Here is a 26,250-nt window from a genome sequence, read left to right on the forward strand (position 1 = left end):
GGAAGATGAAATTCAAACTTAATTTGATCACCCTGGCTCTGCTGGCTCCTGCCAGTCTGGCGATGGCCGCCGACGGTTATGACCTGGCCAATGCCAATACCGAAAAGGTCAAGTTGTCGGCCTGGAGCTGTAAGGGTTGCGTCAGTGAAACCGGTGTATCCGGTACTATTGGCGCCGGAGTTGGCTATAACGACTCTGACGATATCCGTTCTGCCAACGCCTTTGCCGCCGAAGATGACTTTGCCGGCAAGGTGGACGCCGACCTGAACTATCGCGGTGAAAACGGCTATCGAGCCAGTATCGAAGCCGATAACCTGGGTATGGAAAACGGCCGGGTCGATATCAATGCCGGTAAACTCGGACAGTACAATATCAACCTGAACTACCGTCAGATCCACACCTATAAAACTGACTCTGCCATGAGTCCTTATCTGGGAATTGGCAGCGGCAACCTGACTCTGCCGACCAACTGGCAGACAGCCGGTGGCAGCAACGAGATGCCCATGCTGTATGACAGCCTGAGCCCACTGGAGCTGTCGCTCAAGCGCAAGCGCGCAGGCCTGGGTCTTGAATATCAGGGTGAGGAGCTGTGGAGCACCTATGTCACCTATATGCGCGAAGAAAAAACCGGCCTGAAAACTGCGTCCGGCAGCTTCTTCAACCAGTCAATGATGCTGGCCGAGCCTGTGGACTACACCACAGATACTGTCGAGGCCGGGATCAAACTCAAGGGTGACAACTGGTTTACCGCACTCAACTACAATGGTTCATTCTTCAAGAATGATATCCAGACCTTGAGATTCGACAACGCCTTCAACCCAACCTTTGGTGCCCAAAGAGTGGGCTATATGAGCCTGGATCCGGATAACGAATCTCACACTGTGACCTTGAGCGGCCAATTTGCCCAGAAAGGCGCCGTGGTCAGCGGCCGTTTGTTCGCCGGACAGATGACCCAGGATGAGGCCTTTATCACCTCGGGTTACGGCTATCAATTGCCGCAGGAATCCCTGGATGGCAAAGTCGATATCCTGGGGATGAACCTCAAGGCGGTCAAACGCGCCACCCGCAATCTGCGGATCAGCGGCAGTTATGATTACTACGACAGGGACAACCAAACCCAGATCCAGGAATGGACCCAGATCAGTATCAATAACGTCAGTGGTCGTGTGGCCTACAACACCCCTTATGACAACACCAGTCACAAGGCCAAGTTGGCCATGGATTACCGAATTGCCAACGGCATGAAGTTGGACGCAGGTTATGACTACCGTCGTGATGAACGCAGCTATCAGGACAGGGAAATCACCGACGAGAACAGCGTTTGGGCCCGTTTCAGTCTCAACAGCTTTGAACACTGGAATATGTGGATCAAGGGCAGCTATGGCAAGCGCGATGGCTCAGAGTACGAAGCATCTGAATGGACCTCTTCCGAGTCCAACAAGTTGCTGCGCAAATACAATCTGGCCGACCGCAAGCGCACTCAGGTTGAAGCCAGGGTGACTCACAGCCCTATCGACACCCTGACCCTGGATTTCGGTGCCCGCTATGCGCTGGATGACTACAACAACACGGTTATCGGTTTGACAGAATCAAAAGACCTCAGCTATGACGCCAGCATCAGCTATTTGCTGACAGACGATCTCAGCCTGAGCGCCTTCTACAACCATCAGACCATAGACTCAGATCAGGCCGGCAGCAGCAACTTCAGCACTGTCACCTGGACAGGAACCGTGGAAGACAAGGTGGATGTCATAGGTGCCGGTTTGGCCTACGACAACCTGCTGGAGAAGAAACTGCGTCTGGGGCTGGATTACACCTACTCTGACTCGGACTCCAGCACTCAGGTACGCCAAGGCATCACAGGCGACTATGGCGATTACTATGCCAAAGTGCACAACGTCAACCTCTATGCCCAGTATCAGGCTACTGAGAAAATGGCGCTGCGTCTTGACTACAAGATGGAGAAATACGAGGACAACGACGCAGGTAACGATATCGCCCCGGATGGTATCTGGAACCTAGTCAGCTTTGGTGACAACAGCCATGACTACACGGCTCACCTGCTCATGTTGAGCGTCAACTACCGTCTGTAATTCTCGCTCTTAGCTCCTAAAAGCCCGCTTTCGCGTAATGCCGTTCACTTAGTGTGAACGGCATTTTTCTTAGGCTTAATGGGATACTTGTTTTTACTCATTTTTAACGCACGTGGATAGGCTCTATCCCGTTTCCCATCAAGCTTGAACTGCCTCGCATTACGCACTATGTCCAAGACCTCTCTCGGAACATTCCCAGGCATTTGAGATGACAGCTGAGTCAGTTTAAAAATGATATAACTCGATGCATCTCTAAAGCTTAATTGGTTCGGATGTAACGACGGTAAGCTCTTAGCCATCAACACCATCTTGTATCTGATGAGGTTATAGGCCAACAGTACTCCCCACAATTCTTGGATAACCAGCTCTGGCAATTGACTGCGTAACGTAAAGCGACTCTCCAGAAGATGCTGCTTCATCTCCCGATAGCCCACTTCTATCTCCCATCGATGGGCATATAAATCCGCTATCTCTGCCCCCGGATAACGCAATGGGTCCGTTAATGAGGTCAAAATGGAAACCGACTTACCTTTTATCGTCTTTGTCAGTAAGCGAGCTTCAATATTGTCAGGTAGCATAGGCCACTTCTTTCTGGCTTGAGGCGTGGTGGCTAACTGCACCAGTTGGTCGTGTTTTCCTAAAGAGCGTACCACTTCATATTGCGTCCCTTTCTTCAACGGCAGCAGCCAGTGGCTGTTCGGTTGAGCCTGTTGCCAGGCGTGCAAAAGTCCCAACGAATAAAAGCCTCTGTCAAACAGCGTCAGGCTGTTATTAGGTATGCTTGATATCAGTTCAGCGGCTAAACTCATTTCACTGACAGCAACAGAATCAAAGGCACTGTTCAATACCAAGTGGCTACTTAACTCCATCATGCAAACCATGCGAATTTGAGGATAGGCAGCATCACCAGAAGCGTTGGCGGTTTTGGCGAACACCTGATTGTTTTGCTCACTATCAGGTGTTCGCCATACGATACCATCGACACCGTAGAGGTTGAGCCCACACCAATGCGGATGTTCTGCTCTTTCATGCCAGGTCTTGGCACTTCGCTTAAACACATCCTGAACAACGTCAGAGCCCAGCCGCTTGCGCGCTTGCGTGACAGCACTGCGCGCAACGTAATCCACCTCTTGCGGTAAGACGATATCAAGCTTATTGATGAGTGAGCGGACGGACTCGCCTCTGAACAGAGCCATACCAATCACCGCCCAAATCATGGCATCCATAGGTAACTTACGTCGCCTTAAACTGGCAACACCATGTGAATCAAGGCACGACTGAATTAAATCGGGCTCAAGTACATCGGCCAGACAGGTGAATTCGGTAAGACGGTTGATATGAGTACGCGCCAAAGCTTCTGAAAGTTGCATAAAAAAATCCGATGACATGGGGTCATCGGATTTTGATCCTTTCAGTGAGATCGTCAAGCGATCTGTCTTAACTGATCGGCATTACGCTTTCGCGGGCTTTTTTATCTCTTCCCGCCTTCACCTCAAACCAACAATCATTCGGTAAAATTCCTCTTGCCAGCGGCCCTTTTTGCAGCTTACACTGCAAAACGTTACATTTTTGTAACAAACATAACAATTAAGACTATATGACCTGAGGACAAAGGCATGAGAATCACTCATACACTACAAGGAATAGCCTTGCTCGCGGCCCTTTCCAGTACCAGCGTGCTGGCCGATGGCATTCGTGCCAGCCTGGAGATGAGCCAACAGAGCTATAAGGCCAGTGATAACGTGTTGGTCACTGTGACCCTGACCAATGACGCCAACCAGCCGGTAAAACTGCTCAAGTGGTACACAGCCGCTGATGGAGTGGAAGAATCCCTGTTCAAAGTCAATGCCGATGGCCTTGACCGTCACTATCTGGGTGCCCATTTCAAACGCCCGGCGCCCGGCAAACAGGACTATATCAAGCTCAAATCCGGTGAGAGTGTGTCCTATCAGGTAGAGTTGTCCTCACTTTACGACATGAGCAGCAGCGGCAACTACGAGATAAGCTATGATGTCAGTTCGTTGCAACTCTTCTCCCCCAACCCGGGCCAACAAAAGAAGCTGGCCCGCTTAGGGATAGAAGGGATACATTCAGATCCGGTCAGCTTCTATGTGGAAGGCCGTGAATTCAAGTCCGGCGCCAACAAGGGTAAACCCGGCAGTGGCGATGGCGGTACGGCACCCGACGGTATCAGCTTTACCGGCCGTTGCAGCAATTCCCAACAGAGCGATATTCTGGCGGGACTGGACGCCGCCCGCGCCATGGCGGCCGACAGCAAGCAATACCTCGCGAGCAACAACAACCCCTCAAGCTCGGTGCGTTATGCCACCTGGTTTGGCAGTTACAACAGCAGCCGCTGGAATAGCGTCAGCAGTAACTTCAGTGCCATAGACTCGGCCTTGAACAATCAGCCACTCACCTTCGATTGCAGCTGTAAGAAGAGCTATTACGCCTACGTTTACCCGACTCAACCCTACAAGATCTACATGTGTAACGCCTTCTGGAGCGCACCGGTATCGGGCACCGACTCCAAGGGCGGCACCATAGTCCATGAAATGAGTCACTTCAATGTGGTGGCGGGAACCGATGACATTGTCTACGGCCAAAGTGGCGCCAAATCGCTGGCCCTGAGTAATCCTGCCCAGGCGATTCAAAATGCCGACAGCCACGAATACTTTGCTGAAAACACCCCCTTTCAAAACTAAGGAAGCTACAGCAGATTAGTTTACCTTTCGTGGGCCGGCTCCCCCGGCCCACCTCCCTGTTACCTTGTGAGCTTGGGCGGACGGAACTGCCCCTTTTTTCCTCATAGTCTCAGAGCCATCCCATAACGGCCATCAAGCACTTGCAAGCCTTTCCCCTTTAAGCCAATGTAAGGCGCAGCCTTTATGATGAGAGTCTATTGATGAAGTTGAAATATCCTTGTGCCTTGGTCGCCCTTTTTCCGCTATCGGCCATGGCCGCACAACCCGACGGTTTAATGGCCGGGGTGTTTACCATACTGGTGCTGGGTGGTTTTACTTTGGTTAACCTGCTACTGCAGCTGGTTTTTTACTTCAACGGCCAATATAGCCGCCCTGGGTTTGTCCGCAGCCATATCTATTGGGCCTTGCCCATTCCGCTCATTACCCTGTTACTTGTATTCTGGGATCATGCTTCTATTGCCGATCTCAGTATGAACTTCGGCCTGGTGTTGATAGCCGTGGCGCTGGCGTTGTTGCCACTGCAACTGAAAAACTCGGCCAAGGTCGCCGGGCCTCAAGCCGGTTGGCGCTTGCTGGCAACCTCTGCCTTATTGTTGCTGCTGGCCAATATCATCTGGCCGCTGACTATACCGGCAATGCTTATCGCCTGGAGTGCTCCTGATTGGCAGCAGTGTAAAGAAAACGGCTTTAAGCTCAGCCGGATAGTGTTGCTGCTCGCGGCGCTGGGGCTGACTTTGTATGAAGGCTTTCAGGCCTGGCAACATTTTTTCGGTGTCTGATTTTCGGAGCCTAGTTTTCGAAGCCTGATTTTCGGAACTTAAATAGGGTCTGATATCCATCAAAAACCAGGAAATATGATGAAAACTGCCACTCTGCCCAGTGATTTTTCCCTACTCGATGAGGTGCGAGCCTGCACCCTGTGCCGGGATAAACTACCGCTACCGCCCAAGCCGATACTGCAGGCCCACCCTGACGCCAGGATTTTAATCGCGGGGCAAGCGCCCGGCAGGATAACCCATGAGCGTGGCCTGCCCTTTGACGATGCCAGCGGCGACCGGCTAAGGCAGTGGCTGAGGGTGAGCCGCGAACAGTTTTATGACCCCAGGCGGTTTGCCGTCATTCCCATGGGATTTTGCTATCCGGGAACGGTTGAAAAACAGGGTCGCAAACAGGGTGATATGCCGCCGCGGCCAGAATGCTCAGCTACCTGGCACCCAAGGCTTTTTGCCGCCTTGCCCAATATTGAGCTGACACTGATCCTCGGCAAATACGCCATGGCCTGGCACCTCAAGGGCAGCCCGCTGGCCAAAGCGTCCGTCGGTACCGCCGTGGCAGAAGCTGACTCGCTGTGGCCGACAAAACTGGTGCTGCCTCACCCGAGTCCGCGTAATCGCCTCTGGTTTAAACAGCACCCCGAATTTGAGCAAAACCTGTTACCCAGGCTCAGGCAGAGAGTCGCCGAGTTATTGGCACATTAGGGTCTGTTGACCCTTGAAGATGTTTTTGCAGCGTTTGTCGTTTTTTATACCAAACAACGACAAATGCTACCCAAAGGCTCGGCTAGACGCGCTTTACTCTTTGTTGCAAGGTATTTATCTAGGCCCCTAGGTTGCATACCTTGCGTCGCGATTAAAATGCGTCTAGTACGGGCAAAATTCAACCATGAAAGGTCAACAGACCCTAGAGGCTCGCATGTATTTTCTCGACGCCGCGACCGCGCAGCAGATAGTGGATCGCACCATGAATATCATCGACCACAATATCAATGTGATGAACAGTCAAGGGGTGATCCTCGGCTCCGGCGACAAGCAGCGGCTCAACAGTGTCCATGAGGGCGCCCTTTTGGCCATAGCCCAAAACCGTACCGTAGTGATAGATGAAGGCAGTCGCCACAGCCTGCACGGCGTCAAACCCGGGATCAACCTGCCGCTGCACTACCACGGCAAGATAATCGGCGTTGTCGGCATTACCGGTAATCCGGCGGAGCTGTTGCGCTATGGTGAACTGTTGAAAATGACCGCCGAAATGATGGTCGAGCAAGCCAACTCTCTCGAGTTGGATCTCTGGCATAAACGCCAGCGGGAAGAATTTATTCTGCAACTGCTGAAACGGGACAATTATAGCGAAAGCGATTTTTGTGCCTGGGCCGCCCAGCTGCAGATAGATCTGCAAAAACCCAGAGTTGCCGCCGTGATAGAGCTCGCCAAAGGCGAAAGCAAGGCCACAGATCTCAAGGAAATCCAGCGCTTACTCGAGTATCCCCAAAGGGACAACCTGGTGGCCATGACCGCCATGGATCAGTTGGTGATCCTCAAACCCGCCTTTCTCGATGGTCGCAGCTGGGATCCGGCGCTTGAGGATCTGCGAATCGAGAAACTGCTTGCCCGCTTGCCGGCCGACACCCAGGGCCGGCTCAAAATCGCACTGGGGCATTTCTTCCCCGGTGAAGGCGGTATTAGGCGCTCATTTCATACCGCGCTGGAAACCCTGAGATTGGGAAAGAAACGGGCGCCGGAAAAGACCAAATACCTCTATCAGGATCACGCGCTGGCGGTATTGCTGGCCGGACTGGTCGATAGCTGGCGCGGTCAGGAGCTGGCAGCGCCTTTTCGCAAACTGCAGCAGCATGACAAAAAGGGCCTGCTGACCCGCACTCTCAGCGCCTATCTGCAACACTTCGGCGACCAACAACAGTGTGCCAAGGCCCTGTTTATTCATCGTAATACCCTGAGATACCGCCTGGAGCGTATCAGTGAAATCACCGGCATAGAGCTGCAAAGCCTGGATGGATTGCTGCAACTCTACCTGGGAGAAGTCCTCAGCCGCCTGGAACACAAATAATTGTGCACACGCACAAAAAACTACCCTCTTTCAGGGGGGAATTCCGTATTTTCCCCTAAAGCCATCACGGCGCGGCAACTGGGATAATAATCGCCAGCCCGCCTTCGCGCCGGCGCCCCAACCCTACACAAATAACGACCCAATAAGGGACACTTATGAGCCTGGTACTAGTACTATTGGCGGTGATCATCTTTATTGTCATCGCCACCTCAACATTTAAACTACACCCTTTCTTGACGCTGCTGCTGGCGTCATTTATCGCCGCCTTCGGATTCGGCCTGCCCGCCGGGGAAATCGCCAAAACCATCAGTGGTGGTTTTGGAGGTATTCTTGGTTACATAGGGCTGGTGATAGTCCTGGGAACTATCATAGGCACGGTGCTGGAAAAGAGCGGCGCGGCCATCACCATGGCCGATGTGGTCATCAAGGTGCTCGGACAGCGTTTCCCGACCCTGACCATGTCCATCATAGGTTATATCGTTTCCATCCCGGTGTTTTGTGACTCGGGCTTTGTGATCCTCAACAGCCTGAAACAGTCGCTGGCCAACAGAATGCAGGTTTCCAGCGTTGCCATGAGTGTAGCCCTGGCCACCGGCCTCTACGCTACCCATACCTTTGTGCCGCCCACTCCCGGCCCGATTGCCGCCGCCGGTAACCTGCAACTGGAAGCCAGCCTGGGTCTGGTGATTGCCGTCGGCATCCTGGTTTCTGCCGTTGCCGCCTTCGCCGGTTTGCTCTGGGCCAACCGCTTTATGAACTCTGAGCCGGATGGCGAAGGCGCTGAAGAGCTCAAGGCTTCTGCCGAAGAATTTGAAACACTCAAGGCTGCTTATGGCAAGCTGCCAAGCCCCTTGGCGGCGTTCTCACCTATTTTTGTTCCTATTTTGCTGATCTGCCTTGGCTCTATCGCCGCCTTCCCCTCCAAGCCCATGGGTGAAGGCATGCTGTTCAGCCTGTTCCATTTCCTCGGCCAACCGCTCAACGCCTTGATGATAGGCCTGGGGCTGTCACTCTTGCTGCTCAAGGGCGACAACAAGGTCAAAGAGTTTTCCGATCGTATCTCACAGGGCCTGGCTGTTGCCGCCCCCATACTGCTGATCACCGGGGCCGGCGGTGCTTTTGGCGCTGTGATCAAAGCCACGCCTATCGGTGACTTTATCGGTACTTCACTGTCGGCTCTGGGTATAGGTATCTTTATGCCCTTCCTGGTGGCGGCGGCACTGAAGTCGGCTCAAGGCTCCTCCACAGTGGCGCTGGTAGCCACTTCGGCTCTGGTGGCCCCCATGTTGGGTGATATCGGCCTTGGCAGCGAAATGGGCCGGGTGCTGACCGTCATGGCCATAGGCGCCGGAGCCATGACAGTGTCCCACGCCAACGACAGCTTCTTCTGGGTAGTCACTCAGTTTAGCCGTATGAGCGTAGCCCAGGCCTATCGGGCTCAGACTATGGCGACCCTAATTCAGGGGATCACCGCCATCATCTTCGTCTGGCTGCTTAGCCTGGTTCTGCTCTAAACTCTTCCCTTGCTGCTGCCGGTTTCACCGGCAGCCCGTTGTACAGGAAATCAGATGAAAATAGTGATAGCACCGGATTCCTTCAAGGAAAGCCTGAGCGCCCTCGAAGTGGCCAATGAAATTGAAGCAGGCTTTAAACACAGGCTGCCGGATGCCGAGTACCTCAAAGTGCCGGTGGCCGACGGCGGCGAAGGCACAGTGCAATCTATGGTCGATGCGACCAACGGTCACCTGGTCGAGCTTGAAGTCTGTGGCCCACTCGGACAAGCTGTGAAGGCCCATTACGGCATTCTGGGTACAGAGGGTGGCAACCATGGCGCCCGAACTGCAGTTATCGAAATGGCGGCCGCCTCCGGGCTGCATCATGTCAGCCCGGCGCTTCGCAATCCAAGGCTCACCACCAGTTACGGCACCGGCGAGCTGATTGTCGATGCCATGGAACGTGGCATTCGCCACTTCATCATAGGCCTTGGCGGCAGTGCCACCAATGATGGCGGCGCCGGTATGGCCAAGGCGCTGGGCGCCAAACTATTGGATAGTACCGGGCTGGAGATAAGCCCGGGCGGGGCGGCGCTCGCGGCCCTGGCAACACTGGATTGCAGCCAACTGCATCCGGCGCTCGCTGAGTGCCATTTTGAAGTGGCCTGTGATGTGGACAACCCTTTATGTGGCGAGCGCGGCGCTTCGGCGGTATTCGGGCCGCAAAAGGGAGCCACAGAGGAAATGGTCGCCGAGCTTGACGCCGCCCTCGGCCACTTTGCCGATATCCTGGCTCAGAGCGGCTTTGAAGATAAGCGCCTGCAAAGTGGTGCCGGCGCCGCCGGTGGTATGGGACTTGGGGTGATGGCATTTCTGGACGCCGAGCTGCGCCCCGGTATCGACATAGTCATGCAGGCTGTGGGGCTGGATGCCAAACTCGAAGGCGCAGCACTGGTTATCACCGGCGAGGGACGCATAGATGGACAAACCATCTATGGCAAGACGCCCATGGGAGTTTTGCGCCTGGCAAAGGCGCGCAACATTCCCGTGATTGGTATTGCCGGCTGTCTGGGAGCGGGCTCAGAGCTGGTGTTGGAGCAGGGAATGAGCGCCATTTTTGATATCATTCCCTCGGCCTACGACTTGCCCAAGGCACTGGCCGAAGCCAGAGCCAATCTGCAGCGCACCTCAAGCAATATCGCCGCTCTGCTGGCTCTGCAACTGAATAACGCCAATTGATTTTTCGCGGGCCAACCTCTTTGGCCCGCCGCTTTTTCGCTTCAGTTTCAACTTGTCTGACCGCAATCCTTGCAGTAAAGTGAGCTGCCATTTCAAGACCTGTGCAGACACAGGCAGATACAGTGTGAGACCAAAGCCCAATGACCGCCAGCAAGCAACGCCAGGCCACCGCCTCAGAAAACTCTCTGATGCGTATCTTTACCGTGCCCGAAGCACCGGAATCGACCCTGAGCCGCATAGAGCAGGCATTGTCTCAAGATCTCGCCGGTTTCCTGACCCAGAATATTGCCGCACTGGAAAAGCCCCTGAGTGAAATCGAAAAGGATTTCCAGGCCTTTGAAATCCCGCGTCAACCCAGATTTGTTTCTGACTACACAGAAGAGATGATGCAGAATTTGGTGGCGCATTCAGTACACACCGCCGCCCCCAGCTTTATCGGCCATATGACATCGGCGCTGCCCTACTTCGTGTTGCCCTTGTCGAAAATGATGGTGGGCCTGAATCAGAATCTGGTCAAAATCGAAACCTCCAAGGCCTTCACTCCCTTGGAGCGGCAGGTGCTGGGGATGATGCATCACCTCATTTATGGCGAAACCACCGACTTCTACCACCAGTGGATGCACAGCGCCAATCATGCTCTGGGAGCCTTCTGCTCCGGCGGCACTGTGGCCAATATCACCGCCCTGTGGATTGCCCGTAACCAACTGCTCAAGGCTGACGGTGAATTTCGCGGTATCAATCGCGAAGGCTTAGGCGCGGCGCTCTGCCACTACGGTTGGAAGAGCCTGGCGATACTGGTGTCCGAGCGCGGCCATTACTCCCTGGGCAAAGCTGCCGATCTGTTGGGCATTGGCCGGGATAACATAGTTTCAATCGCGACCGATGCCAACAATAAGGTCGATGTCAACGCCATGCGCGAGGCGGCCACCAAGCTGGCCCAACAGGGCATCCGAGTCATGGCGATAGTCGGCGTCGCCGGCACCACAGAAACCGGTAACATAGACCCTCTGCCTGAGCTGGCCGAGTTGGCAACCGAGCTCAATTGCCACTTTCATGTTGATGCCGCCTGGGGCGGAGCCAGCTTGTTATCCAGCAAATATCGCCATCTGCTAAAAGGGATAGAACTGGCAGACTCAGTGACCATAGATGCCCATAAACAGATGTATGTTCCTATGGGTGCCGGTATGGTGCTGTTCAAACAGCCTGAACTGGCCCGGGCAATTGTGCATCATGCCGAATATATTTTGCGTAAAGGTTCCAAGGATTTGGGCAGCCAGACTCTGGAAGGTTCCCGTCCAGGAATGGCCATGCTGGTGCATGCCTGCATGCAGATAATCGGCAAGGAAGGCTATGAAATACTGATCAATAATTCGCTTGAAAAGGCCCGCTTCTTTGCCGGCTTGATTGAGCAACACAGCGAATTTGAACTGGTGAGTGCGCCCGAGTTGTGTCTGCTCACCTACCGTTGGTGCCCCTCTTGGGCACAAACCGCTCTGAACCGGCAATTGGCACAGGGCAATCTTGAAAAGGTCAAAGAGATCAATGGCATTCTTGATGACCTCACTCGTGCCATTCAGAAAAAACAACGTGAACAAGGCAAGTCTTTTGTGTCCCGCACCCGGATCCAACCCGCCCGATATCACAGAGAAACCGTGACTGTATTCCGGGTGGTGCTGGCCAACCCGCTGACCACAGACACCATACTGGCAGATGTATTAAACGAACAAACTGAGCTGGCAGCTTCTGAAACCGGGCTACTACAGGTGCTAAAGCAAGCCTGCAACTAAACATTTATTGAGGGCGTTGCTGAGTTACGCCCTGCATGCCGTTTTCCCGCACCCGCACACCTTTGAGCAGCCCTACTATCATATCGGTGGCATTCAAGGGCGCCATTGCAGGAAAGTCCTTGATCTCTATCTTGCCGCTGATCTCCATATGGGCGTAACGGACACTGTTGATTTTGCTGTCGGTGCTGACCCAGGTAAACTCCCGCTGGGTATCCGAGTATTTACCATCACTGATAAACAGCCGCCCTTCCCGCCCGGCCACCTTGGTCTTGCTGCTGGCGAAAAAGGCCATCATCCCGCTGTAGCGGCTGAGCTCCTCTTTCAGCGCCTTGCCCTGATCTTTGCCATACACGTTCACGATGATCTCAAACAGTGAATCCTTTCCGTTAAAAAACTCCGCCCCATAGTTTTCGTGATAAGAGCCTTCCTTATACGCGCTCGTTGGATAAGGCCCTGAAGGGGTAATCGGTGGCTGGGAATTGGCAATCAGGATATTTCTTTGCAAACAGACGCCCGCCTGTTTATGCGGCCAGGGCTGATATTCAATCTTCTCTATCGCCTGACGCATCCATTGCAGCCGCTGCTGCAATATCTCATCCACATTGGGGGCGTTACGGGCTATAAACTCATTAGCGCGGCCATCAATGCTGATGCCTATCTGTTGCTCCGGAAAATCCTTAAAGAAAAAAGCTGCAAAGTAATGTTCTGCGTCCGGTTCTTGCATTAGCCTTCTTCTGTCTTTGTAGTAAACAACCGTCTTCAGCTCAGGTTCCAGTTCTTTTATAACGTATTTGGTTGGATAGTATTTTGTCGTTTCCTTACTACGCAACTCCTCCACGTAAGCCAGCCATTGCTCAAGCCTATGTTCACCGGTTATCACCCCTTTCTTTTCCGCCTTATCATCCTGATGATAGATATTGATAAAAAACTGCGGCTGACCATAACCCGAGGTGAGCAGTTGCATCTCTTGGGGTAACTCAAACTCAAACCGACCTACACAGTGCTTGGTAAACACCATACCGGCCGGTCTTGGCGGTATCTCCTTGGCGTACGTCAAAAGGGGAAAACCTGCACAAACCAGGCAGCAGAACCACAGCTTTTGCCGCAGTGAACTTAAGGACTTCAGGCATGCTCTTATCAAAGGTTTCTCCCTTTCGCTCCTATCAATAGTTCCAACCTTTCATTCTTATAGCTAGTCCTTCACTCCGACCATGCCGTTTTCTCTAACCCGCACGCCTTTGAGCAGCCCCACTATCATATCGGTGGCATTCAAGGGAGCCATCTGCGGAAAGTCCTTGATCTCTATCTTGCCGCTGATCTCCATATGGGCGTAACGAACACTGTTGACCTTGCTGTCGGTACTGATCCAACGAAACTCCCGCTGGGTATCCGAGTATTTGCCATCACTGATAAACAGCCGCCCTTCCCGCCCGGCCACCTTGGTCTTGCTGCTGGCGAAAAAGGCCATCATACCGCTGTGGCGGCTCAGTTCTTCTTTCAGCGCCTTGCCCTGATCTTTGCCATACACGTTCACCAGGATCTCAAACAGTGAGTCTTTACCGTTATAAAACTCCATCCCATAGTTCTCATGGTAAGAACCCTCGGCATTTTTCAACGGCTGGGAATTGGCGATTAAGATATTTCTCGGCAAACAGACGCCCGCCTGTTTATGCGGCCAGGGCTGATATTCAATCTTATCTATCGCCTGACGCATCCATTGCAGCCGCTGCTGCAATATCTCATCCACATTGGGGGCGTTACGGGCTATAAACTTATCCGCTCGCCCATCAATGCTGATCCCCACCTGCTGCTCCGGAAAATCCTTGAAGAAAAAGCTAGAGAAATCATGCTTAGCATTAGGATCATTCATTAAAACTCTGGAATCTTCGTTATAAACTAATGTCTTAAGTTCAGGTTCCAGGTCTCTAATCACATACTTGGTAGGCCCATATTTCGCAGCCTTACTATGCAACTCCTCCACATAAGCCAGCCATTGCTCAAGCCTGTGTTCACCGGTGATCACCCCTTTCTTTTCCGCCTTATCATCCTGATGATAGATATTGATAAAAAACTGCGGTTGACCATAACCCGAGGTGAGTAGTTGCATCTCTTGGGGTAACTCAAACTCAAAACGCCCCGCGCAGTGTTTGGTAAACACCATGCTCGCCGGTCCTTCCTGCATTTTTTCCGCTTGCGCCATCACAGCCTCTCCCTGCCAAAAACAAACCATTACCAGACTGCCGAGCAGCCCACGTTTAATCCTCTTGCGATAACCATCAGGCATCTCTATCCCTTGAATTTCTGGTGAATATCCGGTAGCCAAGACTGAAGCACACCGACCATAAGCTCCCTGACATCGGGACAGTTAAAGAACCCTTGATGATCCTGGGTCGCCACCAAGCCGATAGTCTGCACCCCTTTGGGATACTTGCCCGCGCCTTCATGCACAGTACCATCGCCCTTGGCCGTCTCTTTGGCAAGCCTGAAGCTGGAACTTTGAGCCATAGGCGGCGTATGGGCATATTGATGGCCATGGCGGTTCTGTTCAACCCAAGCCTTTAACTTACGTTCATGCTCTGCCAGCTCACTGCGACTCAGCAGCTTGACTTCCCCCTTCACGAAGAGCCAGTCATGGTTTTCATCGCCTATGACTTGCCAGCGCTCCACAGCCGCCGTCTCCAGCCCCGGGGTCAAGCTGTTCTGCAATTGCCATTCACAGGTGTCAAACGCCTTGGTGTCCGGGTTATTGCTGTAGAGCAGTGTGGTTGTTGCGTGAAAGTTAGCCGCCAGTTGGTCATGAAATTTCTCACAATCAGTGATACGTTTTGTAAATGCTTTCTTATGTTCTATTAACTGCTCATCCGTTGATGTTCCCAGCTCAGGTGCCAACAAGGAAGGCTGTACCAGGCTGTACCAGGTATCGAAACGGCGGTAGAAATCATAAATGCCACTGCCATAACCTATCTGCAACAGTTCCCGTTTGGCGGCTTGTTTCGTTGGATCTTTATTGATAAACAGCCACTCCCCCTTATTGGCCGCATCCACGTAGAGCTTATTGGGCATCAGCTCCAGCCCGCCCTGACAAAATCCCAGTATTGCCGTGGTATCGGCGGCATTCTTACCCAATACTTGTTTGGCTACCTGACCGGCCAAACCACCACCAACTGCGCCGGAGCGAAATTGGTAATAAGTGGATGGGCTGCCATGGGTTGGCATAGCGCCATGGATAACGGCTTCGACTTGAGTTTCCAGGCCGCTTAAGATAAAGCCGGCGCGAGAGGCGTATCCGCCCATGGAGTGACTGATGACCACAAACTTAATATCGTCCTTGGTCAACCCCAGGTTATCGCCTTCTTTATCTTCCTTGAGTAACTGTGTCCTGAATTCCTCAAGTTTATCCTTGAGTCGCTCTCCGGCCGTTTCATTGCTGAGCATCCAGTTATAGCCCACGGCAAATACCGGGAATTGCAGCCCGGGATACAGGCGTTTGAATAACGGCTCCTTCGATTCGAGGTGTCGAAGCAGCGGGCCATAGCTGTCCCACAGCACTTCGCCCCAACCTCGAGCCGTTTTCTGCTCCATCTGCGACTTGGGTACTGAGGTATAGACCCTGAAATACTTATCGGTACCTGGGTCCACCTCCAATAAGTCATCCTTCCGATTGACGATCGGCTCTCCTTGATATTTAGTGTTGTCATCCACCAATAGGGCTTTACGCTGCATTGGGCCGGCAAAGAAAAGATCTTTGATTCGAGGCACGGCCGCTGCTTTAGTTCTAACCTTACGACCGGTTTCAGCTATTCCCCGGCCAACCTCCTTGACCGATATCCAGCGGCGAGTAAACCATTTGCCTATCCCCTCGAAGAAACCATCATCATCGTCCGCCTGTGCCGCAGCAAGCTCGGCTTCACGTTCGACCTTCAGCTCCATGGCTGTACTGCTGGGACCATCAAACATTGCTCCGGCAGCGGGATCCCATACTGAGTCGCCACTCTTTTTGTTCATCAAGCGGGTGCCCATAATGCCGGGGACGAACACCAGCGCCACAATACCCTTGCGGCATTTACAATCAGCGTTACAGCTCATAACCAGACTCCATGGTAGAAGATTGCTGTTCCTTGGCCCACTGCAACAAGATAGCCGCTCGTCCTGAAGGCAAGCCGGTCTTGGTCACTATGGCACTCACTTCCGGGTCATTGATTGACACTTGTGCCAAAAACAAGGCCTCGGCAACCAAGCGCAGATGACTCAGCTCGGTGAATCCATATTGATAAGCCTGACTGACTTGCTGCTCGAGCCAGTCATAGCATGCCTGCCCATCTGTTGGTGGACTTTCCAGTGATAACAGGTGACGTGCGAGGGCATGGATCTGGTTTCGCCTTTGCCAGTTTGGCATCGCATCCATGATTTCCTGACTCAGTTCCCAGCTCATTCGCTTCTCCTTAAGACACTGTCAAGGCAGCATCTCCCTGAATGACTTTGCCGCCATGGGCCGTGGACGCACCCTGCAATACCACGGCGATGCCATTGACGGTCAAACTCGGATGTCCCTGAACCAGGGTATCTGGCCCGCCAACCTGGCAGTCACACTTGTGCCCGGTTAAGGCCACAGGAATACCGTTGACCGTCAGAGCACTTTCTCCCTGATTTATCGGTCCACCAACATGAGGGGTATTGCCGCTGAACATAGGGCAAATATGTTGATGTCCTTTCAATGCAACCGGAGTACCCATATTAATCCTCCTTAATCGATATCGCCTGACAGCCGTATCCGTCCGGCTCCCTTTGCCAATTCAGCCAATGGCTATTGAAACGAAAGGGGTTAAGCGATGCATAGAGCACTGACCCCAAAGGCTCAAGAAATGCATCCCTTCTGGCCTGCGTTTCTTCGGTTAAATAGTGATGTAAGACCCTGGGGTCGTAGAAACGAAAACGAGTAGTTTCACCATCAGGCTTGACGGCATACAACCTTTGCCCCAGTGCTTCTTTCAGTGGCTGCAGGGCTAGGTCACTCTTGCACCACAGCGCGCTGTGACCATGGGTGTCTTTCTCCAGCACCAGTTTTATCAGCTCATCCTGTCCCGCAAGATGGAGTAACCAGGGGCCGTTATCCACCAATGCCTGATCCCTGTAATCAAACAGGCTATGACACTCGGCTCCGGCCCCTTTGGCAAACCACAAGGGCTCGGGGCATAGCGCTGCATCCAAGACCAAGTAGTTGGGCCCAAACGCCTTGAGGCTATTTTCTTTCACCATAGTCATACTGTTATTCTCCGCAATCGGGACAAAGATCGACTATCGGGTTGCCCTCTTCTGCAGCACTCTTCAGGGTCGCCAATTGGGGCTTGGCTCCGGTTGTCACAGCCACTGGCCCCTTGAGCTTGATATTGGGAGCTTCGAGAGTGATCCCGCCGGAATCTATGAGTATCTTGCCTCCTGGCCCCTGAATAGTGACTTTCTCCGAGCCATTGAGGGTGAGCGACTTGGTGTGCACCAGTACACTTTCACCAGCTTCCAATAACACCTTTCCCTCAACCTTCTGGGTGTAATGGCCGCCCACTTCCAAATCGTGATTGGCTCTGGAGTACTCGTGACGACGATCCATGACTTCGAGGCGATAATGACGCTTGATCAGGGTTTGCCTGTCTCTGGTCACTTCCAGCTTTTGATCCTGACCAATCAATGCCTGCTGATCTCGACCTATTTCCAGAAACTCATCCTGCCCCACGTTCAGGCGCTGATCCCGTCCTATGTGCTTCTCTCTATCGTTACCCACCTGATAGTGCTGGTCGTGGTTGATTTCCAGCTTATGATCTTTCTGGGCATGCAAATAGATGAGCTGATTTTCGGCGGCATCTTCAAAACTCAACTCATTGAATCCCGGCCCCTTGTGGGTTTGGGTCTTGAGCACGGTTTTGGTTTTGTTAGTCGGCAATACATAGGGCACAGGATTGGCAGCATGGTATGTGCGACCGGTAATGATAGGTTGGTCCGGATCGCCTTCAAGAAAAGAGACTATGACCTCATGACCAATGCGTGGAACCGCCATAAAACCGTACTGACCACCGGCCCACCCCTGGCTGACACGAACCCAACAGCTGCTGTGCTCATCGGCCCGGCCATATCTGTCCCAGGGAAACTGCACCTTGACCCGGCCAAATTCATCACAAAAGATCTCTTCATTATCCGGCCCCACGACAATAGCCATGTGTGGCCCTGTCACCAAGGGTTTGGTGGCCGGAAGCGGTAACCAGGGAAGGTGCCCTTCAATTGCCAATAACTGGTTTTGATACTGAGTCGGGGTGCTACTGTTCCCCTCCTCTGCCGCTGCGCCCTGTATTCCGCAGTGTTTTACCCCCACAAGCAACCAATCACGGTTAAACGCCGCATCTGGATGTTCGCCCAAGTTGAACTTGATACCGGCGCCGGCATCAGCAATATCGGACATTGCCGATGCCATTTGGGTTTCATTCCGTAACGCCTGCAATCTGGCGCGGGTGAAAAGCTCTCCCTGGGCGTCATCCTTGTAACGCCCAGGATAATCATAGTGCTCATAAAGCACTTCAGATCCCGCTTGCTGGAAGTCGAGCTGATTGGCAATATCATCCTGTAAAAAGCTATAAGCGGGCTTTTTGAAGCTGTAATCCTTGAGTTCGGCCTTGGCACTCGCCAGTTGCTTGGCGTAACTGAAGCTGCAGACAAAAGGCACTTCGCTGTCGCCGCCGCTCAAGGCGTTATAGGGGAATAGTTGTTTGGCCGCTGGCAGCTTGCTGGTGGCATCACAGAAAATCAGCGTATGTTTGTCATCACTGAATTCGAAATACCAGAACACCCCGGCCTCAGCCGCAAGACGGGTGATAAAGTCAAAGTCCGACTCCCGATACTGAACACAGTATTCGCGCTTTTCCGACTCGTAGCGTGCATCCCAGCTGAAGGCATAATCACTGATACCCATTTCATCAAGCAGGGTGCTGAAAATCTGTTTGAGGGACTTTTCCTGAAAGATACGGCTGTTTTGTCTCAGCCGCAGCCGCGCCATGGCAGGTTCCATGGTCAGCTTGTATTGGGTCTGTTTATGGCCTGAGTCTTCCTTGGCAAAGCGACTGACTATGCCGTGAAAACTCCTGACTCGAACACCGTCCTGCCAAATACTCAAGACGCCATTCTTATCGACTATCTGCTCGGCAGTAATATCATCCCTGCGGGTCAGTAATATCAACTCTCCCTTGAAGGGCGAGGACAACTGCTCATCAAAATCAAACGACAGCAGGTTGAAACTATCGTCCGCCTCCGCTTCTGCCTTGAAATGAAGCCGCAAACCACTGCCAAGATAAAACATAGCCGGTATCCTTGTTCGAGTTCGTCCTGACTCTAATCCGCTAGAATCACTCTTTTAATGTCATCGAAAACCTATTTGCAAAACCTTTACATCAGATAACAAGAGGCGCCCGGCTATCAGCCGGAACACCTCTTAGAAAAACAGTTGCTGAATGAATTATGCTTCGATGGGCTTGCGCCAATCGTCGGCACCAGAGGTTCCGGCGCTGACGTGATCCCAGTCTATCTTGCGATAAGCCATGGACACTTCAACCAGCTGAGTAAAGTCAGCCTTATTGGGATCCTGGCAGTGAGGCATATTGCAGTTGATATCTATGATAGTGGCACCTTCCAGCTTGGTCGTGAAGAAGTGCTCTTGCTTACCTTCGATAGAAGTGCGGTACCACTTGAGCTCAACCTTGGTCAGTTTCTCACCGGAAGATAGTGAGTTGTACATCAAGGGAACGGCTTTGTTCAGCGCGACGGTGAACTTGAACGGCTTGTGCACACGCTGACCGGAAGGCATGCCGGACTGAGGGTCGGTTGGCACAGTCACAATGTGGTTGAACTCTTGAACCAGCATCTCGTCTTCATGGCCTTCCACAAAGATGTCACCGACGGATTCCGCAGTAAAGGCGCCGGCAGTGAGGTTGCCCTGAGTTTGGCCTTCAATAGAGATATAACATGGTGTTGGCATGATAAATTCCTTTTTAAAATTCACTGAGGTTTGGATTAACCTTCCTAGCTAAGGCAACCTTCGTGCCAAAATTTAATCAATTGATTTCGTTACTGTTTAAAAAATAGCCTAATTGACTGGGCAAAAAATTGCCCGAACTTGAGCAAAAAATTGCCCGGCGGGCAAGAAATTGCCCAATCAGTCAGGCATACCTTAAAAACTTATTTTTTGCTGCTTTATGGCGGCTAAGATTGACCGTCGCAATCCCTCACTTACCGGCACGGGTATGTGTACAGAATATCCAGCGCAAGGTCACAGGTTAATATGCCGGATAATATCCGAAATAGAGAGCCCGGCAGAGGAATCATGATGAACGCCATAGACATAGGCCTGACCTTGGTGAGCCTTGAACACTGGAGCCTCACCTGCCTCATGGCAACTCAATAGTATGTGTATCAAGTCAATCATATTTGTTGTGTTACTTCTCTGTCTCGGCCAGTTGATAAGTTAGATGGAAGTAGGAGATTGGACATTTTCATGAACCAAGATTTGATAATCAGCGGGCTTTGGCTATCTAATTCATCATCATAACCCCTGCAACTGCCGTGCTAAACTGCCGATTCGCATTGACATTTAGCGAGAAATATAATTTCATACCAACAGTCCATCCAATTGTTTTTAAAGAAAAATGATAGAAGTAAAATGTTTTACGTTTTTTGCCACACAGAAGTTACGCGCATCGGATATAACAAAAATAGTGGAGGATAAACATTACCCAATCATAGAAATTGACGGTTTAGAGCTATCTCCAAGCATAAGACTCACATGTACCAACCCTAATATAAACGAGTTTGATGCTGATGATATGTTAGGAGGGTTCTTTTCGGATCTATTCGACTCTATAAATAATGAAATAATAGAAGAGAATGGCAATGTAATTATAAAATCCATTTTTGTCCTACAATTCGATGTTGATTGTCCTATATCACTACATGGCGACGAAATAACCTACAAAGAAGGAGAAAGAGATTACTCATATAAAGTATCACCTTCTTTCTGTAGAACAGACTTTCCACCATTGACCGATTCGATAGAGATTAAATCAGAAAAGAAACTCACAATAGAAGAAGTAGTTAAAGAATTGATAATGTAATGAATGGGTTGATGCGCTTATTACCGGGTAAAGACATCTGCAATGAGGTCGCCTTGAGTTTGAGCATCGATTATAGGTACAAGTTAGAGTTGGTTTGATAAATTTCTTCTTAAAATTTACTGGGGTTTGGATTAACCTTTCTATCTGAAGCAAGCTTTACGCAAAATTTAATCAATTGATTTGGTTACAGTTTAAAACTTGGTCTAACTGTGTGGCCCCCTTTTCACTCAATCATACCTTAACACCTATTCTTGTTGCTTCATGGCGGCCAGGATTGGCCGTACAATCCCCGGGGAGTCTTAGCTAATCAACCACTCGCCTGCGTGCAAAAATATCCAAAACAACGCCAGGTAAACTGGTTAATATGCAGGATAGAGAGACTGACAGGGGAATAAAGATGGCCGAAAGCGCCAATGCACAGCAAAGCAAATCGCTGCGCCACAAGTCCCGCAGGCAAGGGCGGGAACGGGCGACTTATCGTCTGGCCGAAGAACTTGGCGGCCTGGAAACTCTCAGTGCCAGCTATCATCAGCAGAACTTTGGCCGCCACAGTCATGAAGGCTTCACCTTGGGAATCATAGACAGTGGTGCCCAGCGGTTTTTCCGAAGTGGCGGAGATCATGTTGCCCCCAAACACAGCATCATTCTGGTGAATGCAGATGAGGTGCATAACGGCCGTTCGGCAACAGAAAATGGCTGGTCGTATCGGGCACTTTACCCTACCCCTGAGCAGTTTGCCGAACTGGCACTGTGCAGCAAGCAACAGGTGCCCTGGTTTGCCGAGCCCGTGGTACAGGACCCTCTATTGGCGCACCTGATAGCCATCACCCATGAAGCGCTCAACTATTCGAGTAATCACCTGCAAAGGGAAAGCCTCTTGTACGAAACCCTCAGCCTGTTGATGCTGCGTCACGGTCGGCTGAAGCCCGCTGCAACTGTCCAGGCAGGCCCCCTGCTGAATAGGGCCAGGCAGTTTCTGGAAGACAGTTGCAGCAGTAACATCTCGCTCCAGGAACTGGCCAATCTGGTACAGCTGCCGCCTTTTGTGTTACTCAGGCAGTTCAAGGCACAATTTGGTTTAACCCCGCACCAATACCAGACTCAGGCAAGATTAATTCTGGCGCGAAAGTTGTTGCGGCTGGGCGCTTCTCCCATCCAGGTGGCACAGGACTCAGGATTTTGCGATCAAAGCCATTTGAACCGTCAATTCAAACGGGCATTCGGCACCACTCCGGGCCAATTTGTTCAAACAGAAAAATCATCAAGATGGAGTCAAGATTGACCATTCACAATCAGCAATCATCATGCGTTCAGGAACTTAACCGGGGCCGCGAATTTTTACGGGGTACCCTGGCGGTAATGCCGCTGACTTTAGCTGTTATCCCCTGGGGAATATTGGCCGGCTCGCTGGCACTGGAAACCGGCCTCAGCGCCTTAGAGAGTCAAGCCATGAGCCTGTTTGTTTTCGCAGGCTCGGCGCAATTGGTCGCCCTCGGAATGATAAAGGCAGGTTCAGGCCTACTGGCCATTTTGGTTACCACGGCATTGATCACCTCGCGTCATCTGCTGTATGCCATGGCGATGCGTCCAGCCATCAGCCCCTTGCCACTGCGCTGGCGCCTGACACTGGGTTTTCTGCTCACGGATGAACTCTTTGCGGTGGCCAATCAAAGCAAGGAAAGTACCCTTAGGCCCTGGTACGCCCTGGGAGCTGGTTTGAGTTTTTATCTTGGCTGGAATCTGGCAACCCTGGCCGGAATTCTTGCCGGCAGTTCTATGGATAATCTCGGCTCTCTGGGACTGGATTTTGCCATCGCAGCCACCTTTATCGCTTTGGTGGTGCCGAGGATAGTCAATGTTGCCACCGCCTTATGTGTGCTCACGGCCATGTTGCTGAGCGTCCTGTGTGAAGCACTGGCTATCCCGGGAGGTCTGCTGATCGCCGCCGTAACCGCCATGGCTGTGGGGTATATCTATCAAAGCCTCTTGGGCAGCAGTCCAGTTAAACCGGTTGAGACAACACAAGATAAAGGCGAGGAGCAGGCATGATTTGGTTAACCATACTGACCATGGCGCTGTTGGTGATACTCAGCCGTTATGTACTGCTTGAGCCCGGGCTGCCGATACGGCTTGGCAAGAAAACCCAGGCTTTCCTTGGCTTTTCGGCGCCGGCGGTATTAAGCGCCATCTTCGCCCCCATAGTGTTTCTGCGAGACGGCGAGTTGCAACTGAGCCTGAGCAATCCCTACCTCAGCTGTGCCCTGCTGGCTGCCTTACTTGCACTGCTGACCCGCAACACCCTGCTGACCACTATCGTCAGCATGGCGGTATTTTTCTGGATCTACTGAGGTCTCAGTCAATCACGGCTTTGGTGGCGGCCGCTCCCGACCAGGCCCGCAGCTTGTGGCCGGCAACGGCGTAATAAAGGATCATCCCATAGCAGGGAAGGAGGATCCCGTAGGCGCTTTGATGAGGCACACCCTGATGCACCAAGGCGCCATAGAGCAATGGCAGCAAGGCGCCACCGGCTATGCCCATGATGAGCAGTGCCGAGGCCACAGCAGTCAGGCGGCCGAGCCCCTCCAGCGCCAGCGGCCAGACAGCGGGCCAGACCAAGGCGTTGGCAAAGCCGAGTAGCGCAAGGTAAAGCAAGGGATCCGGCAGCGGCATTATCCCCAAAGGTTCGAGCAAGAGACTCGACAGCCGCATGCTGGTTTCATCTCCAAGCATGATCCCCAAAGTAAACACCAACCCAGCCAGCGCCGAGCCCACCAAGGCGCTGCGCTGACTCATTACTCTTGGGATCAAGAGTATGCCGAGCAAATAGCCCAGCACCATAAATCCCATGGTGTAGGAGGTTAGAATGCCAAATTCGGCCACTTTAAGATGCTGGCCATAGAGGCCTATGCTGTCACCGGCAATCACTTCGGCACCTATATACATAAAGAGAGTCAGTGCCCCGAGAATAGCCTGGGGATAGGCCAGAATGGCGCGCCAATCTGTTCTCGGTACCAAGCTGTCACAGCTTTTGGCCTGGCTGTCCTGTTCAAGTTGGAGTTCGGGCAGAGGCGAAAATCGCACATACAGCAGCAACAGAGCCAAGACAACCGCCATCGCCAGGTAAGGCTGCACCAAGCGGGCAGACAGTTGCTCCAATGCCGCAGTGCGCTCAAGCTCACTGAGCTGTGCCAACGCTTCCGGCGTAAAAGCATCCATACCTGTCAGCACCCAGGCACTGAACACCAAAGGAACAATAAAACCGGCGCCCTTGTTGACCACGCCCATACAGCTGATCCGCATGGCGGCGCTTTCTCGCGGACCAATGCAAACAATGTATGGATTGGCCGCGGTTTGCAGTATGGTAAGGCCGGTCCCCAAAACAAACAACGCCAGCAAAAACAGGCCAAAGGTGTGGCTCAGCGCCGCAGGGATAAACAGCAGTGCGCCACTCGCCATTACCCCAAGGCCAATCTGTAGCCCGGCACGGTAACCGAAACGGGTCAACAGCCCGGACATGGGCAAGGCCATCACGAAGTAAGCGATATAGAATACAAAGGCCACAAGATAAGCTTGCAGCTCATTGAGTTCACAGGCGATTTTCAGAAAAGGGATCAGTGCACCATTGAGCCAGGTTACGAAGCCGAATACAAAAAAGAGTATTCCAATCAGCACCATGGGCAGTAAAGTGCCGCCTCCTCTATTCAGGGTGTTATTGTCCATTGTCGGCATCTCCTCTTGTTATTGTTATTCTCTGTCAATGATTATCCAGCTGCTGCCAAGGACAGATGTCCCTTGAAGCTACTTATTTTTCAAACGCTTTTGCTGCGAACTTCGGCGCCCGCTGCGAGCCTGCCGCCTTGCCAGCGCTTTGACTGATACAGGGCATCGTCAAGCAGCAGCAAGTCAGCCCGCATGCCTTCGGCCAACATGCCTCTGTCATTCAGCCCGGCAAAAGCCGCTGGAGTACTGCTGGCCATGGCAACAGCTTGCTCCAGCGGGATCCCCAGCACCTTGACGGCATAGCGAACTGCCGTTGTCATCTCCAATACTGAGCCGGCCAAAGAGCCGTTGAGATCCCTGAGCTCAGTACCGCGGCGCACAACTTTACCGCCGAAAAATGTAAACTCCTGCTCTTCAGAGCCCACTGGCGACATGGCATCTGTCACCAGCATCAAACGTCGACTCCCCTTGGCACGCCAGGCGAGAGTGGCGCTGACCGGGTGCAGATGATGACCGTCGAGAATAATGCCGCAAAATGCCCTTGGGTCACTGAGCGCCGTTCCCACCATGCCGGGGGCACGCGACTCCAGCTGTGACATACCGTTATAAAGATGGGTAAAGCCGCTGGCTCCGGCATCCAGCGCCGTCATCACGGTTTCGGCATTGGCATTGGAATGCCCCAACGACACTCTGACACCGAGCGCCACCAGGCGGCGAACATCTTCAGGCCCTACCCTCTCGGGAGCCAGAGTCACCACACAAACACCCAGTTGGGACACAGCCTCGGCGTAGAGCGCCAACTCAATATCGCCAAGCTCTCTTAAGCGTGCTTCACTGTGGCACCCCTTACGCTCCAGTGACAGATGCGGCCCCTCAAAATGGATCCCGGCTATGCCGTCAAGACCGGCTTCCCTGGCGCTGATGGCCGCCGCAAGTGCCGTTTGCATTACCCTGATATCGTCGCTGATAAGCGTCGGCAACATGCTGGTGGTGCCGAAACGGCCATGGGCGTCCAACATCAGCTTAAGCGTCTCAACGCTTGGCTGCCGGTTGAACATGCGGCCACCACCACCGTTGACCTGAGTGTCGACAAAACCGGGAACCAGAAGGCCTGCATAGTGAGTTGCCGCCTCACCTTCCTTGGGCGCCTTGGCAATGGTATGAATACGGCCATCGACTATCCGCAGCCAAACCTCACTACTGCGGCTCATTTGCGGTCCGAGCAG

General features: G+C 52.5%; 23 protein-coding genes. 12 read left to right on the forward strand and 11 right to left on the reverse strand.

Translation table 11 applies throughout. The features are described 5' to 3' along the window. Window positions 1-5: 5 nt before the first annotated feature. Window positions 6-2,093, forward strand: a complete 2,088-nt coding sequence (locus ACSHSR_RS13235; RefSeq protein ID WP_479630823.1) for an MtrB/PioB family decaheme-associated outer membrane protein — start codon at window positions 6-8, stop codon at window positions 2,091-2,093. 44 nt (window positions 2,094-2,137) lie between these two features. Here the strand turns inward: ACSHSR_RS13235 and ACSHSR_RS13240 are convergent, their stop codons facing one another. After that, window positions 2,138-3,463, reverse strand: coding sequence for an IS4 family transposase (locus ACSHSR_RS13240; RefSeq protein ID WP_208191067.1), 1,326 nt, complete (start codon window positions 3,461-3,463; stop codon window positions 2,138-2,140). Between the two features lie 246 nt (window positions 3,464-3,709). On the opposite strand from ACSHSR_RS13240, the gene ACSHSR_RS13245 reads away from it, so the two are divergent. The 7 genes from ACSHSR_RS13245 to panP all read left to right on the forward strand — a co-directional run bounded on the left by ACSHSR_RS13245 (window position 3,710) and on the right by panP (window position 12,158). Continuing rightward, window positions 3,710-4,798 carry a M35 family metalloendopeptidase gene (locus tag ACSHSR_RS13245; RefSeq protein ID WP_025886743.1) on the forward strand — a complete coding sequence of 363 codons (1,089 nt, stop codon included), beginning with the start codon at window positions 3,710-3,712 and terminating at the stop codon, window positions 4,796-4,798. Window positions 4,799-4,998: 200 nt separating this feature from the next. Continuing rightward, window positions 4,999-5,577 carry a hypothetical protein gene (locus ACSHSR_RS13250; protein WP_107111841.1) on the forward strand — a complete coding sequence of 193 codons (579 nt, stop codon included), beginning with the start codon at window positions 4,999-5,001 and terminating at the stop codon, window positions 5,575-5,577. Between the two features lie 75 nt (window positions 5,578-5,652). Continuing rightward, complete coding sequence (locus ACSHSR_RS13255) at window positions 5,653-6,276, forward strand: uracil-DNA glycosylase family protein (RefSeq protein ID WP_208223590.1); 624 nt, start codon at window positions 5,653-5,655, stop codon at window positions 6,274-6,276. Between the two features lie 214 nt (window positions 6,277-6,490). Next, window positions 6,491-7,639 (forward strand): sugar diacid recognition domain-containing protein, encoded by a 1,149-nt coding sequence (locus ACSHSR_RS13260; protein WP_208124688.1) that lies wholly within the window; start codon window positions 6,491-6,493, stop codon window positions 7,637-7,639. Between the two features lie 155 nt (window positions 7,640-7,794). Continuing rightward, entirely contained in the window at window positions 7,795-9,153 is a 1,359-nt protein-coding gene (locus ACSHSR_RS13265; RefSeq protein ID WP_107111840.1) for a GntP family permease, read from the forward strand. Window positions 9,154-9,207: 54 nt separating this feature from the next. Beyond that, complete coding sequence (locus tag ACSHSR_RS13270) at window positions 9,208-10,371, forward strand: glycerate kinase (RefSeq protein WP_479630824.1); 1,164 nt, start codon at window positions 9,208-9,210, stop codon at window positions 10,369-10,371. Between the two features lie 140 nt (window positions 10,372-10,511). Further along, window positions 10,512-12,158, forward strand: coding sequence for a pyridoxal-dependent aspartate 1-decarboxylase PanP (panP, locus tag ACSHSR_RS13275; protein ID WP_208223589.1), 1,647 nt, complete (start codon window positions 10,512-10,514; stop codon window positions 12,156-12,158). Window positions 12,159-12,162: 4 nt separating this feature from the next. Here the strand turns inward: panP and ACSHSR_RS13280 are convergent, their stop codons facing one another. The 8 genes from ACSHSR_RS13280 to ACSHSR_RS13315 form a co-directional block, all read right to left on the reverse strand. After that, window positions 12,163-13,215, reverse strand: a complete 1,053-nt coding sequence (locus ACSHSR_RS13280) for a hypothetical protein (RefSeq protein ID WP_208223588.1) — start codon at window positions 13,213-13,215, stop codon at window positions 12,163-12,165. Between the two features lie 135 nt (window positions 13,216-13,350). Further along, window positions 13,351-14,442 (reverse strand): hypothetical protein, encoded by a 1,092-nt coding sequence (locus ACSHSR_RS13285; protein ID WP_208124492.1) that lies wholly within the window; start codon window positions 14,440-14,442, stop codon window positions 13,351-13,353. Window positions 14,443-14,444: 2 nt separating this feature from the next. Further along, entirely contained in the window at window positions 14,445-16,244 is a 1,800-nt protein-coding gene (locus ACSHSR_RS13290; RefSeq protein WP_145838829.1) for a lipase family protein, read from the reverse strand. Beyond that, window positions 16,234-16,590, reverse strand: a complete 357-nt coding sequence (locus ACSHSR_RS13295; RefSeq protein WP_208172197.1) for a hypothetical protein — start codon at window positions 16,588-16,590, stop codon at window positions 16,234-16,236. The genes ACSHSR_RS13290 and ACSHSR_RS13295 overlap by 11 nt, the downstream gene beginning before the upstream one ends. Before the next feature lie 10 nt (window positions 16,591-16,600). After that, the gene (locus ACSHSR_RS13300; RefSeq protein WP_025012114.1) at window positions 16,601-16,891 is read right to left on the reverse strand and encodes a PAAR domain-containing protein; all 291 of its coding nucleotides are present in this window, start codon (window positions 16,889-16,891) and stop codon (window positions 16,601-16,603) included. Window position 16,892: 1 nt separating this feature from the next. Then, complete coding sequence (locus ACSHSR_RS13305; protein WP_028780301.1) at window positions 16,893-17,420, reverse strand: DUF4123 domain-containing protein; 528 nt, start codon at window positions 17,418-17,420, stop codon at window positions 16,893-16,895. Window positions 17,421-17,424: 4 nt separating this feature from the next. After that, on the reverse strand, window positions 17,425-19,497 hold the full coding sequence (locus ACSHSR_RS13310; RefSeq protein ID WP_479630825.1) for a type VI secretion system Vgr family protein: 2,073 nt from the start codon (window positions 19,495-19,497) through the stop codon (window positions 17,425-17,427). A 156-nt stretch (window positions 19,498-19,653) separates the two neighbouring features. Beyond that, entirely contained in the window at window positions 19,654-20,172 is a 519-nt protein-coding gene (locus tag ACSHSR_RS13315; protein ID WP_025009852.1) for an Hcp family type VI secretion system effector, read from the reverse strand. Between the two features lie 667 nt (window positions 20,173-20,839). On the opposite strand from ACSHSR_RS13315, the gene ACSHSR_RS13320 reads away from it, so the two are divergent. From ACSHSR_RS13320 to ACSHSR_RS13335, 4 genes are all read left to right on the forward strand, one after another. Further along, window positions 20,840-21,304 (forward strand): hypothetical protein, encoded by a 465-nt coding sequence (locus ACSHSR_RS13320; RefSeq protein ID WP_071238843.1) that lies wholly within the window; start codon window positions 20,840-20,842, stop codon window positions 21,302-21,304. Window positions 21,305-21,701: 397 nt separating this feature from the next. Further along, window positions 21,702-22,586: an AraC family transcriptional regulator gene (locus ACSHSR_RS13325; RefSeq protein ID WP_479630826.1), complete on the forward strand. Its 885-nt coding sequence runs from the start codon at window positions 21,702-21,704 to the stop codon at window positions 22,584-22,586. Then, window positions 22,583-23,353 (forward strand): AzlC family ABC transporter permease, encoded by a 771-nt coding sequence (locus ACSHSR_RS13330; protein ID WP_243880085.1) that lies wholly within the window; start codon window positions 22,583-22,585, stop codon window positions 23,351-23,353. The genes ACSHSR_RS13325 and ACSHSR_RS13330 overlap by 4 nt, the downstream gene beginning before the upstream one ends. Then, window positions 23,350-23,652, forward strand: coding sequence for an AzlD domain-containing protein (locus tag ACSHSR_RS13335; protein ID WP_025886690.1), 303 nt, complete (start codon window positions 23,350-23,352; stop codon window positions 23,650-23,652). The genes ACSHSR_RS13330 and ACSHSR_RS13335 overlap by 4 nt, the downstream gene beginning before the upstream one ends. A gap of 4 nt (window positions 23,653-23,656) precedes the next feature. Here the strand turns inward: ACSHSR_RS13335 and ACSHSR_RS13340 are convergent, their stop codons facing one another. Further along, window positions 23,657-25,024, reverse strand: coding sequence for an MFS transporter (locus ACSHSR_RS13340; RefSeq protein WP_037466408.1), 1,368 nt, complete (start codon window positions 25,022-25,024; stop codon window positions 23,657-23,659). An 89-nt stretch (window positions 25,025-25,113) separates the two neighbouring features. After that, window positions 25,114-26,235, reverse strand: coding sequence for an N-acetylglucosamine-6-phosphate deacetylase (gene nagA / locus ACSHSR_RS13345; RefSeq protein ID WP_425332442.1), 1,122 nt, complete (start codon window positions 26,233-26,235; stop codon window positions 25,114-25,116). Window positions 26,236-26,250 lie beyond the last annotated feature (15 nt).

It is taken from the genome of Shewanella sp. VK101 (genome assembly GCF_056497865.1).

Coding starts and splice junctions, on each gene's coding strand:
- ACSHSR_RS13235 (WP_479630823.1), top strand. CDS start 6: ATGAAATTCAAACTTAATTTGATCACCCTGGCTCTGCTGGCTCCTGCC.
- ACSHSR_RS13240 (WP_208191067.1), bottom strand. CDS start 3,463: ATGCAACTTTCAGAAGCTTTGGCGCGTACTCATATCAACCGTCTTACC.
- ACSHSR_RS13245 (WP_025886743.1), top strand. CDS start 3,710: ATGAGAATCACTCATACACTACAAGGAATAGCCTTGCTCGCGGCCCTT.
- ACSHSR_RS13250 (WP_107111841.1), top strand. CDS start 4,999: ATGAAGTTGAAATATCCTTGTGCCTTGGTCGCCCTTTTTCCGCTATCG.
- ACSHSR_RS13255 (WP_208223590.1), top strand. CDS start 5,653: ATGATGAAAACTGCCACTCTGCCCAGTGATTTTTCCCTACTCGATGAG.
- ACSHSR_RS13260 (WP_208124688.1), top strand. CDS start 6,491: ATGTATTTTCTCGACGCCGCGACCGCGCAGCAGATAGTGGATCGCACC.
- ACSHSR_RS13265 (WP_107111840.1), top strand. CDS start 7,795: ATGAGCCTGGTACTAGTACTATTGGCGGTGATCATCTTTATTGTCATC.
- ACSHSR_RS13270 (WP_479630824.1), top strand. CDS start 9,208: ATGAAAATAGTGATAGCACCGGATTCCTTCAAGGAAAGCCTGAGCGCC.
- panP (WP_208223589.1), top strand. CDS start 10,512: ATGACCGCCAGCAAGCAACGCCAGGCCACCGCCTCAGAAAACTCTCTG.
- ACSHSR_RS13285 (WP_208124492.1), bottom strand. CDS start 14,442: ATGCCTGATGGTTATCGCAAGAGGATTAAACGTGGGCTGCTCGGCAGT.
- ACSHSR_RS13290 (WP_145838829.1), bottom strand. CDS start 16,244: ATGAGCTGTAACGCTGATTGTAAATGCCGCAAGGGTATTGTGGCGCTG.
- ACSHSR_RS13295 (WP_208172197.1), bottom strand. CDS start 16,590: ATGAGCTGGGAACTGAGTCAGGAAATCATGGATGCGATGCCAAACTGG.
- ACSHSR_RS13300 (WP_025012114.1), bottom strand. CDS start 16,891: ATGGGTACTCCGGTTGCATTGAAAGGACATCAACATATTTGCCCTATG.
- ACSHSR_RS13305 (WP_028780301.1), bottom strand. CDS start 17,420: ATGACTATGGTGAAAGAAAATAGCCTCAAGGCGTTTGGGCCCAACTAC.
- ACSHSR_RS13310 (WP_479630825.1), bottom strand. CDS start 19,497: ATGTTTTATCTTGGCAGTGGTTTGCGGCTTCATTTCAAGGCAGAAGCG.
- ACSHSR_RS13315 (WP_025009852.1), bottom strand. CDS start 20,172: ATGCCAACACCATGTTATATCTCTATTGAAGGCCAAACTCAGGGCAAC.
- ACSHSR_RS13320 (WP_071238843.1), top strand. CDS start 20,840: ATGATAGAAGTAAAATGTTTTACGTTTTTTGCCACACAGAAGTTACGC.
- ACSHSR_RS13325 (WP_479630826.1), top strand. CDS start 21,702: ATGGCCGAAAGCGCCAATGCACAGCAAAGCAAATCGCTGCGCCACAAG.
- ACSHSR_RS13335 (WP_025886690.1), top strand. CDS start 23,350: ATGATTTGGTTAACCATACTGACCATGGCGCTGTTGGTGATACTCAGC.
- ACSHSR_RS13340 (WP_037466408.1), bottom strand. CDS start 25,024: ATGGACAATAACACCCTGAATAGAGGAGGCGGCACTTTACTGCCCATG.
- nagA (WP_425332442.1), bottom strand. CDS start 26,235: ATGAGCCGCAGTAGTGAGGTTTGGCTGCGGATAGTCGATGGCCGTATT.